The sequence below is a fragment of the Acinetobacter sp. A2 genome (assembly GCF_048537555.1).
Taxonomy (GTDB): Bacteria; Pseudomonadota; Gammaproteobacteria; order Pseudomonadales; family Moraxellaceae; genus Acinetobacter.
The window spans coordinates 2,231,532-2,244,291 of the sequence record NZ_CP183239.1; the positions used below are offsets into that span (position 1 = coordinate 2,231,532).

A 12,760-nucleotide genomic window follows, 5' to 3' on the forward strand; every position below is an offset into this window, starting at 1 on the left:
ATATCGATCTTAAAACGAACGCCACTGGGGGTTATTCAAGGGCAAGGATTTTAAGGGATATTCACACAAACAACAAGTCATTTGCGGCAATTATTGTATACGCGCATTGATTATTTAGTAAACACCTCTACTTGTCATGTTTTATACCCCTTGGTTAAGGGTAAATAGACAGATTGTATTGGCGCAAGCCGTTACGCTTGTTAGAATCAGGCGCAACTTAAGCAAATGCCAAATTTACCAATAAAGTTATTTACTTAGTTTTCAATTAGACTTAACAATTATACAATTGCCTAGCTATTGCATTCAGCGTGTTATTTTCGCAGACTGAGTTAATTTTCTTGGCTGTAACCAAAGTTACAATAGATTCCACTAAGTTTGTAATTCAATATTATTGAGGTTTCCTTTCACATGACCATCGACTTTAAGCAAGACATTCTCGCCCCTGTTGCTTCTGATTTTGCCGCGATGGATACATTTATTAATGAAGGAATTACCTCAAAAGTTGCCCTGGTCATGGCCGTTAGTAAACACGTGGTCGAAGCAGGCGGCAAACGCATGCGTCCAATTATGTGTCTGCTTGCAGCCAAAGCCTGTGGTGCAGAAGATTTGGAACGTCAACGTAAACTGGCGGCCATTATTGAAATGCTACATACCGCAACTTTGGTGCATGACGATGTTGTAGATGAGTCAGGTTTACGTCGTGGTCGCCCAACAGCCAATGCAACATGGAATAACCAGACTGCAGTTTTAGTGGGTGACTTCTTAATTTCCCGCTCGTTCGACTTATTGGTCGATTTAAATGACATGGTATTGCTGAAAGACTTTTCTACAGGTACCTGTGAAATTGCCGAAGGTGAAGTTTTACAACTACAGGCACAGCATCAACCAGACACCACTGAAAAAATTTATTTGGATATTATTCACGGTAAAACGTCACGTTTATTTGAACTGGCAACCGAAGGTGCTGCAATTTTAACTGGTACACCGCAATACCGTGAGCCTTTGCGTTTATTTGCAGGACACTTTGGTAATGCCTTCCAAATCATTGATGATATTTTGGATTACACCTCAGATGCTGAAACATTAGGTAAAAATATTGGCGATGATTTAATGGAAGGCAAACCGACTTTGCCTTTAATCTCTGCTTTACAAAATACAACAGGCGAACAACATCAAATTATTCGTCGCAGTATTGCCACAGGCGGCACAGCTGACCTAGATCAGGTCATTGCCATTGTGCAATCTTCAGGCGCTCTCGATTATTGCCGCCAGCGTGCTACAGAAGAAACCGAAGCGGCTATTGCTGCTTTAGAAGCACTGCCTGAGTCGATCTATCGTCAGGCCTTAAAGAATTTAGCCTTGTTGGCTTTACACCGTATTCAATAATTTAAGCTGCTTATGCATATAAAACTCAACGATTTATTTAATAAAATGCAAGAACAGCTGGACACGCCCAAAGCTGTTCTTGATGAAAATCTCCTGATTGAGCTGGTCAATCGTATTCGTCCTCAAGACACCCAAAATTTAGAAGAAACCCATCAAAAGTTTCAGGCACTCTTGCATGCTTTATTGATCACTCCAAACGCAAGCTCGACCCTGCAACATTTTGTTTTACGTTTAATTAATCAGTACAAACAAACCAGTTTATATGCTGACACTGGCATTCTGTCTTTAGATGGCTTTTGGAATCAGCTGTTCCAGCGCTTAGGCGCACACTTTTTACCGCTAATTAATGATGAAAGCCAACTGCAAGATTTAGTGCGTCGGGTCTTTCCTCTGCGCAGCGACAAATATTGGTTAGACAATATTGATGATGCTGAATGGCAACAGTTATTCACCCTGCTTAATCGTGGGCATGGCGGGCAAACCCAGAAGCGTCTGATTCGCAGTGAAATTATTAAAGCCCTGACCGTATTGTCATATCGGGTCAGTGGCATTGGTTTATATCCTGAATTTATTAGTGCCTACCCTGAACTGAGTGAATACGACTCGCCTTTCTTGGCACAAAACCGTGAAATCAATGAGTTTATTCAGCAATATAAAACTGCAGATCTGCAACATGATCAAATGAGTGCCATCCAACCACCCGATGCCGCTCAAGCTTTGGTGATGATTGATCAATGTCATAATGTCAGTAGCAAAATTAGACGTGCCACCAAACGCACTGGAGTCAGTATTAGTCTGACCTATTTACTGTCCTTGCTGGAACAATGTCTGGAACGGATTGAACTGCTAATTAATTTGATTGTGGCACAAGACAAAGTTCGCCATATTTCAATGGGACAGTTATTGGTAGATGTTACCGCAGCACTGTATAGCGAGCGCAGTGTGCGTTCGCTCTTGGCAGAAAACAGTGAATTAATTGCCTTACAAGTCACGGAAAATGCCAGTAAAACAGGCGAGCATTATGTAAGTACCGACAAAGACGGCTTTTTGGGCATGTACAAAGCCGCAGCAGGTGCGGGGGTTTTAATTGCCGCTATGGCAACGCTCAAAACCCTCGCCTCTCGCTTAGTGCTGGCTCCAATGATGCAAGCCATCATAAACAGCATGATTTATTCATTTGGCTTTATGATTATTCATGTGTTGCACTTTACTGTTGCCACCAAACAGCCCGCGATGACTGCTGCGGCCTTGGCATCGACCGTTCAGCATCGTAAAGGTTCAAAGACCGCACAAATTGCCGAATTAGCCGCACTCATTATTAATATTATTCGCACACAGTTCATTGCTATTTTGGGTAATATGTCCATTGCCATTCCAATTGCAGCTTTAATTGCTTTTAGTTGGGATGCCGCATTGCATGAACCTTTAATGTCACATGCCAAAGCATCAGACACCTTACATGACTTAAACCCCTTTACCTCTTTAGCGGTTCCGCATGCAGCTATTGCGGGGGTATTTTTATTTTTGTCAGGTCTGATTGCTGGTTATTTTGACAACATGGCGGTGTATCGTAAAGTTGGGCCACGTTTAAAAGCCCACATCCACCTAAAAATGCTGCTCGGACAAGAACGCCTGAATAGCTTTGCGAATTATATTGAACGTAATTTAGGTGCATTGGCTGGTAATTTTTTATTCGGGATTATGCTCGGCAGTACTGCCACGCTCGGATATATTCTCGGTTTACCAATTGATATTCGCCATATTGCCTTTGCCTCTGCCAACTTTATTCAAGGTTTAATGAATGTGAATGGCTCACCTGAAATTGGCCTCATTATTGTGTCATTTTTAGGGGTACTACTGATTGGTTTAACCAACTTATTTGTGAGTTTTACTTTAACAATTATTGTGGCACTACGTGCACGTCGGGTACGTTTTGAACAATGGAAGCCTCTGGCAAAATTGGTGCTGACCCATTTTCTGACCCGTCCAAGTGATTTCTTTTGGCCCCCGAAACAACCTATTACAGTGGATGATGACAGCACATCAAACTCTGAACGAAATACTTAAAAAATGTACGGATTTCTGGCTTGCTCACAAATCAGGAAAAAAAGAAATCCTTCTCATTTCCATTGACTTGAAATAAAGTGTACTGATTAGTACACTTTAATCCATTCATCAACCGTGCTCAAATCGGTTAAACTTTCGGAGATTTCAGCATGCCTAAAAAACTGCTTTATCTCGGTAGTTTGCTATTTATTATCAGTGTGTTAGTACTCAATATTGCAAGCTTGCAACAGTTCGATTTTGCACTTGTAGAGTTTTTAAGTACACAACGCACCGCACATTTGAATCAATTGGCACAGCTACTTTCTGTATTGGGTGGCATGCCATTTGTATTATTTTTATCCAGCCTATGGTGTTTCTACTGGGCATGGTATAAAAAATACACAAAAATTGTTTTTATCAGTGTAGGACTGTTTGGAAGTATAGCGATTGCGTGGCTGCTCAAATCTGTAATTGCCCGCCCACGCCCGCCTGAAGCATTACATTTGGTAGAAAGTTATGGTGCAGCGTTTCCTAGTGCACATAGCTTTTATGCCGCAAGCTTAGGCTGTTTAGTCATTTACCTAAGTTTGCAACATCCAGCGCATAGAATTTTAACCGTATGTGCAGCGTTGTGGATGGTGCTGATGGGTATTTCCCGTGTATATCTGGGAGTGCACTATCCTTCAGATGTCCTCTCCGGTTGGAGCATAAGTTTTATTTGGATCACATTGTGGTATCTGTTTTGCACGAAATATCTGCAATGCAAACCAATACATAAGTTTAGATAAAAATCTAATTGAGGTGAAAAAATGATGTCTGCAAAGCTTTGGGCACCTGCCCTGACTGCTTGCGCATTAGCCACAAGTTTAGCGCTTGTGGGTTGTAGCAAAGATCCAAAAGATGCACAGCAAGCAGGTGCAGCCCAGCAAATGCCACCGACTGAGGTTGGCGTGCTTGTGGCACAACCACAAAGCGTTGAGCAGTCTGTTGAATTGTCTGGTCGTACCACTGCCTTTGAAATTTCAGAAGTTCGCCCACAAACCAGTGGCGTCGTTTTGAAACGCTTATTTACCGAAGGCAGTTATGTACGTGAAGGTCAAGCGCTTTATGAAATTGACGCACGTACCAATCGTGCTTCTTTAGACAGCGCACGTGCAGCTTTAACCCGCCAACAGGCACAATTAAATGTGCTACGGGTAAAAGAAGGTCGTTATCGTCAATTGGTGGGCAGCAACGCCATTTCCAAACAAGAATATGACGATATTGTGGCTCAAGTAAAACTTGCCGAAGCGGACGTTGCAGCAACTCAGGCAGAAGTGCGCAATGCTGAAATTAACTTAGGCTATTCAACTGTACGTGCACCTATTTCTGGGCAAACGAACCGTTCTACTGTGACGGCTGGTGCTTTAGTCACTGCCAGTCAAGCTGAGCCATTGGTTACCATTCAGCGTTTAGACCCAATTTATGTAGACATCAATCAGTCTAGTGCTGAACTGTTACGTTTACGTCAGCAACTCAGTCAGGGTAGCCTTAACAGCAGCAACAACACTAAAGTTAAATTAAAACTTGAAGATGGTAGCTATTACCCGATTGAAGGCCGTTTAGCATTCTCTGATGCCAGTGTGAATCCTGAAACAGGTACTGTGACCTTACGTGCGGTTTTCCCAAATGCCAACCACTTATTATTGCCAGGTATGTTCGCCACCGCACAAATTGTGCAAGGTGTTATTCCTAATGCGATTTTAATTCCACAAGCTGCACTTAGCCGCACCCCAACAGGTCAGGCGATGGTGATGCTCGTGAATGCAAAAGGAGTGGTTGAGCCTCGTCCTGTGACTACTGTAGGCTCACAAGGCAACAACTGGATTGTGACTGAAGGTTTGCAAACTGGCGATAAAGTCATTGTTGAAGGGATTGCCAAAGTAAAACCTGAACAGCAAGTTGTGGCTAAACCGTATCAACCTCAAGGCGCTGCCCCGCAAGGTGCACCTGCTGCACCAGCAAAATCAGATGATGCAAAACAAGCACCAGCATCAGAAGCTCAAGCGACTGAACAAAAAGCTACTTCAAATGCATAAGGGGTAGACTTCAATGGCACACTTTTTTATTCATCGCCCCATTTTTGCGTGGGTGATTTCATTGGTGATCATGCTGGCGGGGATTATTACCCTCACCAACATGCCAATTGCCCAATATCCGACCATTGCACCGCCAACGGTCACCATTGCTGCGACTTATCCGGGTGCATCTGCTGAAACTGTTGAAAATACAGTGACTCAAATTATTGAGCAGCAAATGAATGGTTTAGATGGTCTGCGCTACATTTCATCGAACAGTGCGGGGAATGGTTCTGCATCAATCACCTTGAACTTTGAGCAAGGGATTGACCCTGATATTGCACAGGTTCAAGTACAGAACAAGCTACAATCTGCAACGGCTTTATTACCAGATGACGTACAACGTCAAGGGGTGAAAGTCACCAAATCAGGTGCAAGCTTCTTACAGGTTTTAGCCTTCTATTCGCCAGATGAAAGCCTTTCTGCAGATGACATTAAAGACTATGTCAACTCCAACATTTCTGAACCGCTTAGCCGTGTTGCAGGTGTGGGTGAAGTACAAGTATTTGGTGGCTCATACGCCATGCGTATTTGGATGGATCCAGCCAAAATGGCAAGCTTGCAAGTTACACCAAGTGATATTGCACAAGCCATTCGTACCCAAAACGCTCAGGTAGCTGTAGGTCAATTGGGTGGTGCACCATCTGTTCAAGGTCAGGCGTTGAACGCAACGGTTACTGCACAAAGCTTGCTACAAACACCTGAACAATTTAGCAATATTTTCCTCAAAAATACCGCTTCAGGTGCTCAAGTTCGCTTGGGTGATGTAGCACGTATTGAACTTGGTGCAGACAACTATCAGTTTATTTCTAAATACAACGGTAAACCTGCTGGTGGTGTGGCAATTAAATTGTCTACTGGTGCCAACGCGCTAGATACCGCTGCTGCTGTAGAAGAACGCTTAAAACAATTACGTCCAAACTACCCTGCGGGTTTAAAGGATGAATTGGCGTTTGATACCACGCCATTTATTGAACTTTCAATCAAGAGTGTGGTTAAAACGCTGATTGAAGCAATCATCTTGGTATTTATTGTGATGTTCCTGTTCTTACAGAACTGGCGCGCCACCATTATTCCAACCATGGCTGTGCCTGTGGTGGTTCTCGGTACTTTTGCCGTGATCAATATGTTTGGTTTCTCCATCAACACCCTCACCATGTTTGCCATGGTACTCGCCATCGGTCTTCTGGTCGATGATGCGATTGTTGTAGTGGAAAACGTAGAACGTGTCATGGTGGAAGAACATCTTGATCCTGTGGCTGCGACTGAAAAGTCCATGAAACAGATTTCAGGTGCACTGGTCGGGATTACCTCAGTACTGTCTGCGGTGTTCATTCCAATGGCATTCTTTGGTGGAACAACAGGGGTTATTTATCGTCAATTCTCAATCACCCTTGTGACTGCCATGGTGCTGTCACTGGTTGTTGCCTTGACCTTTACCCCTGCCCTGTGTGCCACCATTCTCAAACAGCATGATCCAAACAAACCTGAAAGCAACGGCGTATTTGCCCGTTTCTTCCGTTGGTTTAACCGCAGCTTTGACAAGATTTCAGTCAAATATCAAGGCGGTGTAGACCGTATGACCCACAGCAAAATTTTCTCAGGAATTTTATATGCAGTGGTGTTGGGTATTATTGTGTTGTTGTTCCAGAAACTTCCATCATCGTTCTTACCTGATGAAGATCAGGGTGTGGTGATGACACTGGTGCAACTCCCACCAAATGCGACTTTGGAACGTACTGATGCCACGATGACCAGCATGACTAACTTCTTCAGAGAAAATGAAAAAGAGCATGTGCAGTCGGTGTTTAGTGTTTCTGGCTTCTCGTTCTCGGGTGTTGGTCAGAACGCTGGTATGGCATTCATTAAGTTAAAAGACTGGAGTGAACGTACAAGTCCAGAATCACAAGTGGGTGCCATTATTCAACGTGGTATGGCGCTGAACATGATTGTGAAAGATGCGACCTACATCATGCCATTACAGCTGCCAGCAATGCCTGAATTGGGTGTGAGTGCAGGCTTTAACTTACAGCTGAAAGATGCTGCAGGTAATGGTCACGAAAAACTCACCATGGCACGTAACATTGTCTTGGGTGAAGCAGCCAAAGACCCTCGCTTAATAGGCGTACGTCCAAATGGTCAGGAAGATACACCACAGTACCGTATTCTGATTGATCAGGCGCAAGCAGGTGCAGCAGGTGTCAGCATTGCTGAAATCAACAGCACGATGGGCATGGCTTGGGGTGGTTCGTACATCAATGACTTTATTGACCGTGGTCGTGTGAAAAAAGTTTATGTTCAAGCTGAATCAGACTCACGCATGATGCCTGAAGACCTAAACAAGTGGTATGTGCGCAATAACCGTGGTGAAATGGTACCGTTCTCTGCCTTTGCAACAGGTGAGTGGACTTATGGTTCGCCGCGCTTAGAACGCTATAACGGCGTATCTGCCAAGAACATTCAGGGTGCACCTGCTCCGGGCGTCAGCTCAGGTGAAGCAATGCAAGCCATGGAAGAAATTGTCGCTAAATTACCGTCTATGGGCTTAAATGGCTTTGACTATGAATGGACAGGCCTATCGCTAGAAGAACGTGAATCGGGCGACCAAGCACCGTTCTTGTATGCGTTGTCTTTACTGATTGTATTCCTGTGTTTGGCAGCCTTGTATGAAAGCTGGTCTATTCCATTCTCAGTACTCTTGGTCGTACCGTTAGGGATTGTCGGGGCATTATTGCTCACCTTTGGGGGCATGATCTTGTTCAAGAACCCGAACCTATCCAATAACATTTACTTCCAAGTGGCAATTATTGCTGTGATTGGTTTGTCTGCGAAAAACGCCATTTTGATTGTAGAATTTGCCAAAGAGCTACAAGAAAAAGGTGAAGACCTATTTGAAGCCACTTTGCATGCTGCAAAAATGCGTTTACGTCCAATTATTATGACCACCCTTGCCTTCGGTTTTGGTGTATTGCCACTTGCTCTTTCATCTGGTGCAGGTGCAGGTAGCCAACATTCAGTCGGTTATGGAGTCTTGGGCGGTGTAATTAGCTCAACCTTGTTAGGGATCTTCTTTATTCCAGTGTTCTACGTTTGGATCAGAAGTATCTTTAAATACAAACCAAAACAACAAAATCAACAGGAGCATGTATCGTGATGCAAAACTTATGGTCTCTTACAGGCCGTGGCATTGCGGTTTCTGCCCTTGCGCTTGCTTTGACAGCCTGTCAAAGCATGCGTGGGCCAGAGCCCGTCGCTCAGGCGAGTATTCCGAGCAGCTATACAGCAACAGCAACGGGTACATCGGTTGCCGAACAAGGCTATAAAGATTTCTTTGCCGACCAGCGCTTATTGCAAGTGCTGGATATGGCACTGAACAATAACCGTGATTTGCGCACTGCAACCCTGAACATCCAGCGTGCGCAGCAAGCTTATCAAATTACAGAAAACAACCAATTGCCTACCATTGGTGCTAGCGGTGGCGTACTACGTCAAGATCAGGGCAATGGATTAGGTACACATACCCGTTATAACGTCGGCTTAGGTGTTACTGCCTATGAGCTAGATTTTTGGGGTCGTGTACGCAGCCTAAAAGATAATGCCTTAGATAACTTCTTGGCAACTCAAAGCTCACGTGATGCCACGCAAATTGCCCTGATTGGTCAGGTTGCACAAGCATGGCTGAACTACTCTTTTGCCAATGCCAATTTAAAACTGGCAGATCAGACGTTAAAAACGCAGCTTGAATCTTACAATCTGAACAAAAAGCGTTTTGATGTTGGTATTGATAGCGAGCTGCCTGTGCGTCAGGCGCAAATTTCTGTAGAAACGGCACGTAATGATGTTGCTAACTACAAAACCCAAGTTGCCCAAGCACAAAACTTGTTGAACTTGCTGGTGGGTGAACCTGTTCCAAACACTTTGCTACCTGCACAGCGTGTTACCCGCATTACGAAAAACAATGCAATGGGTGCAGGCTTACCAAGTGACTTGCTGACCAACCGTCCCGACATCCGTACTGCCGAGTACCGACTGTCTGCTGCAGGAGCTAACATTGGTGCGGCCAAAGCACGTTTATTTCCAAGCATCAGCCTAACAGGCAATGCTGGATATGCGTCAACAGATTTAAGTGATTTGTTTAAATCGGGCAGCTTTGTGTGGGCAGTTGGCCCAAGTCTAGACCTGCCAATTTTCGATTGGGGTACACGCCAAGCCAACATCAAAATTTCAGAAACCGATCAGCAAATTGCTTTGGCAGATTATGAAAAGTCAATTCAGTCTGCATTCCGTGAAGTGAATGATGCCTTGGCAGTTCGTCAAAATATTGGGGACCGTTTAGCTGCTCAAAAACGCTTGGTTGAAGCAACCAACACGACTTATAAGCTTTCTAATGCACGTTTCCGTGCAGGGATTGACAGCTACTTAACCGTGTTAGACGCTCAACGTACCGCTTATGCCGCAGAGCAAGGTTTGTTGCTACTTGAGCAAGCCAATCTGAACAATCAGGTCGAGTTGTACAAATCTTTAGGTGGCGGTGTAAAAGCCAATACTTCAGATGCAACTTTACAACCTGCATCATCGGCTGAGCGGAAAGCGCAGTAATTTAGTACAGCAAAACATAATTAGATGGTGAAACCACACCATTTACAAAGACCTAAATCAGCTCACTTCGGTGGGCTTTTTTATTGCTTTTTTGAGGTACATTCCATATCTTCAGTAGATTCGTTTCTCTTCACTCAAAAAAATATGTTACTCAGCAATCTTGAATCTGTTCCGGGGCATCGCATTTCCCGCCAAATTGATGTGGTATATGGCAGCACTGTGCGCAGTAAACACGTTGGGCGTGACTTATTGGCTGGACTCAAAAATATTGTAGGCGGTGAATTAACTGCCTATACCGAACTTTTAGAAGAGTCCCGTCAAGAAGCCATGAACCGTATGATTGAAAAAGCACGTGGTTTAGGTGCAAATGCCATCGTCGGAATACGTTTTTCTACATCCAATATTGCGCAAGGTGCTTCGGAACTGTTCGTTTACGGCACTGCGGTTGTAGTTGAAGCTGACATCCCTAAACTTCCAGACCCTTTCCCTGTGCAAAATTAAGACTGGGGTGATTTGATGGGGATAACACCACATGGATAATTTAATTCTACAAATTATTGTCTTTGCTGTTTTGTTTGCTGTTGGTTTTGGCTTTGGTCGACATAATGAGCGCAAACATTTCAAATATTTGGCAGAGCAAGAACAGCGCTTAAGCTATATTCGGGTAGATAACAACCGTTTTCAAACTAGCACCCAGACGGGACAATTAGTACACAGTAATGTGGTGATTTCACATGATTATTTTAAGTTTGTGATTGCCAACATCCAGAATTTTTTTGGTGGTCGTTTAACCAGTTATGAAAGCATTGTTGAGCGTGCACGTCGTGAAGCAGTGGTGCGCTTAAAACTTGAAGCTGAAAAAGTAGGTGCAACTCAAATTATGGGACTGCGTTTAAGTACCACAGAATTAGGGATGCAAGGCGGCATGGTCGAAGTCTTTGCTTATGGCACGGCGATTCATTCTTCCACCACACTTCCTCATGCACACTAAAATGAAAACAGTATCATCATCTAGATGATGATACTGAGAGCCTTTAACTCACTTGACCTTAGTCTTACGTATCATTTTATATAAAGCGCTTGGTGATAATCGAGACACCAATACACCCAGCTTTTCTTTAGCACCACCCACTACAATATATTCTTCCCCTGCCATCAAGGCTTTTACTGTGGTTTTGGCAAATTCATCTGCATCTAAACCATTTTCAATGGCTTCATCTTGATGCCCTTGTGGCTTGCCTTCACCATTAAGCGCATTAAAAGATACATTGGTGTTCACAAAGCCTGGGAAAATCACCGAGACCTGTACCCCCTGCTCTGCCACTTCGGCACGTAAACTGTTGGCCCACATGTGAATGGCACTTTTCGCTGCTGAATAGGAAGCACGATATTGAGTACCTAATAATGCCGCAACACTAGATACAAAAATAATGCGCCCGTGTTTTTGCTGTAAAAAGGTCGGCAAGACTGTTTTGGTCAGAAATACTTGTGAAAAATAATCGACTTCCATAATGGTGCGTTCGGTTTGCATGGTGGTATCTGCAATTAAGGCACGCTGACTTAAACCTGCGTTATTAATTAACCAGTCAATCCGCCCTTTACGTGCCAAAACTTGCTCATAAGCATGCAAAACCTGACTTTCATTGGTGATGTCTGCACAGACTGAAAGATGGCGTTCAGGGTTTAATAAACTCACACGTACTTTTTCCAACTCTTCATAACGGCGTGCTGTTAAAATGACTTGCGCACCCTGTAAAGCACATTCTTTGGCCAGTGCCTTACCAATTCCTGAAGATGCGCCTGTAATCCACACCACTTTATGTTCTAAATTTTCTCGTTTTGCCATAACCGTTTGTCCGCGTTATTGAAGAATCTAAGTCATTAAAATTTAAGCTTTCAGCTGTGCAGGATGCTGTAAAAAACCAAGAAAATGGTTCGAATAAATTTCTGCACTTTCTAAATCAAATTGCTTACCCATTTTTTCCAGACGTTTATAGCCCAGTTGCGTGGTTAACTGAATCACACCGTTTAAGGTTTTATCGACCACCAAATTAAATTTCAGCATTTTTTTCGGATCACGAATTAAACAGCTTACGCCTTGATCAATAATTTGAACAAATCCTTTAAAGGCAGGGTCAATATAGGCACTGTTGCCCTGCTTAATCTGCTCAATATTACCTAAAGTTTCTTTGATTGAAATGCTATCTACAGGATAGGTTAAAACTGCCTGACCTGCCTGTTGATCCATCATCTCGGCCAAATAATTAACCATAGGCGTTAAGCGTTCATTGCCAAAAAATGAAACCGACCACGGCATATATTTTTGCATGGTATCGGTTACCTGTTGAATGGTTTTTTCAGACTCATTGTCTAGCGCATGTTTAGAGCGTGACATTTCACCAAACAACTGCTCAATCACTTCACAGGAAATTTCGGTTAAGACTGCTCCTAAAGGTTTGGCCAAACTTTCGGTTTCACCTGCATTGAACTGTTGATGCAATTGTTGAAATTTTTGATAGGTTTCTGGTTTTAATTTTAATGCTACAGCATAAGTCATAACTGAACTTGCCTATTTTGACCGTATTGATGTGTTGTCATCTATTTTAAAACTC

The 12,760-nt window shown here is 43.5% G+C and carries 10 protein-coding genes; 8 read left to right on the top strand and 2 right to left on the bottom strand.

Annotation, left to right across the window (positions count from 1 at the left end; genetic code table 11):
• Nucleotides 1-408 precede the first annotated feature (408 nt).
• The 8 genes from sdsA to ACNS8M_RS10680 all read left to right on the top strand — a co-directional run bounded on the left by sdsA (nucleotide 409) and on the right by ACNS8M_RS10680 (nucleotide 11,139).
• Nucleotides 409-1,386, top strand: coding sequence for an All-trans-nonaprenyl-diphosphate synthase (sdsA, locus tag ACNS8M_RS10645; RefSeq protein WP_168541633.1), 978 nt, complete (start codon nucleotides 409-411; stop codon nucleotides 1,384-1,386).
• 12 nt (nucleotides 1,387-1,398) lie between these two features.
• Nucleotides 1,399-3,453, top strand: coding sequence for a site-specific recombinase (locus ACNS8M_RS10650; protein WP_168418002.1), 2,055 nt, complete (start codon nucleotides 1,399-1,401; stop codon nucleotides 3,451-3,453).
• Between the two features lie 149 nt (nucleotides 3,454-3,602).
• Entirely contained in the window at nucleotides 3,603-4,220 is a 618-nt protein-coding gene (locus ACNS8M_RS10655; protein ID WP_168460878.1) for a phosphatase PAP2 family protein, read from the top strand.
• 21 nt (nucleotides 4,221-4,241) lie between these two features.
• On the top strand, nucleotides 4,242-5,510 hold the full coding sequence (locus ACNS8M_RS10660; RefSeq protein ID WP_168460876.1) for an efflux RND transporter periplasmic adaptor subunit: 1,269 nt from the start codon (nucleotides 4,242-4,244) through the stop codon (nucleotides 5,508-5,510).
• Nucleotides 5,511-5,523: 13 nt separating this feature from the next.
• Nucleotides 5,524-8,703, top strand: coding sequence for an efflux RND transporter permease subunit (locus ACNS8M_RS10665; protein ID WP_168541631.1), 3,180 nt, complete (start codon nucleotides 5,524-5,526; stop codon nucleotides 8,701-8,703).
• Entirely contained in the window at nucleotides 8,703-10,148 is a 1,446-nt protein-coding gene (adeK, locus tag ACNS8M_RS10670; protein WP_168525145.1) for a multidrug efflux RND transporter AdeIJK outer membrane channel subunit AdeK, read from the top strand. The genes ACNS8M_RS10665 and adeK overlap by 1 nt, the downstream gene beginning before the upstream one ends.
• A 144-nt stretch (nucleotides 10,149-10,292) precedes the next feature.
• Nucleotides 10,293-10,649: a YbjQ family protein gene (locus tag ACNS8M_RS10675; RefSeq protein ID WP_168417998.1), complete on the top strand. Its 357-nt coding sequence runs from the start codon at nucleotides 10,293-10,295 to the stop codon at nucleotides 10,647-10,649.
• A 31-nt stretch (nucleotides 10,650-10,680) separates the two neighbouring features.
• Nucleotides 10,681-11,139, top strand: a complete 459-nt coding sequence (locus ACNS8M_RS10680; RefSeq protein ID WP_168417997.1) for a YbjQ family protein — start codon at nucleotides 10,681-10,683, stop codon at nucleotides 11,137-11,139.
• 48 nt (nucleotides 11,140-11,187) lie between these two features.
• Here the strand turns inward: ACNS8M_RS10680 and ACNS8M_RS10685 are convergent, their stop codons facing one another.
• Nucleotides 11,188-11,994, bottom strand: a complete 807-nt coding sequence (locus tag ACNS8M_RS10685) for an SDR family NAD(P)-dependent oxidoreductase (RefSeq protein WP_168417996.1) — start codon at nucleotides 11,992-11,994, stop codon at nucleotides 11,188-11,190.
• 42 nt (nucleotides 11,995-12,036) lie between these two features.
• The gene (locus ACNS8M_RS10690; RefSeq protein WP_168541629.1) at nucleotides 12,037-12,705 is read right to left on the bottom strand and encodes a hypothetical protein; all 669 of its coding nucleotides are present in this window, start codon (nucleotides 12,703-12,705) and stop codon (nucleotides 12,037-12,039) included.
• Between the last annotated feature and the right edge of the window lie 55 nt (nucleotides 12,706-12,760).

Excerpts from the sequence above, each read along its gene's own strand:
- ACNS8M_RS10685 (WP_168417996.1), bottom strand. The coding sequence starts at position 11,994 with ATGGCAAAACGAGAAAATTTAGAACATAAAGTGGTGTGGATTACAGGC.
- ACNS8M_RS10650 (WP_168418002.1), top strand. The coding sequence starts at position 1,399 with ATGCATATAAAACTCAACGATTTATTTAATAAAATGCAAGAACAGCTG.
- ACNS8M_RS10660 (WP_168460876.1), top strand. The coding sequence starts at position 4,242 with ATGATGTCTGCAAAGCTTTGGGCACCTGCCCTGACTGCTTGCGCATTA.
- ACNS8M_RS10680 (WP_168417997.1), top strand. The coding sequence starts at position 10,681 with ATGGATAATTTAATTCTACAAATTATTGTCTTTGCTGTTTTGTTTGCT.
- adeK (WP_168525145.1), top strand. The coding sequence starts at position 8,703 with ATGCAAAACTTATGGTCTCTTACAGGCCGTGGCATTGCGGTTTCTGCC.
- sdsA (WP_168541633.1), top strand. The coding sequence starts at position 409 with ATGACCATCGACTTTAAGCAAGACATTCTCGCCCCTGTTGCTTCTGAT.
- ACNS8M_RS10665 (WP_168541631.1), top strand. The coding sequence starts at position 5,524 with ATGGCACACTTTTTTATTCATCGCCCCATTTTTGCGTGGGTGATTTCA.
- ACNS8M_RS10655 (WP_168460878.1), top strand. The coding sequence starts at position 3,603 with ATGCCTAAAAAACTGCTTTATCTCGGTAGTTTGCTATTTATTATCAGT.
- ACNS8M_RS10690 (WP_168541629.1), bottom strand. The coding sequence starts at position 12,705 with ATGACTTATGCTGTAGCATTAAAATTAAAACCAGAAACCTATCAAAAA.
- ACNS8M_RS10675 (WP_168417998.1), top strand. The coding sequence starts at position 10,293 with ATGTTACTCAGCAATCTTGAATCTGTTCCGGGGCATCGCATTTCCCGC.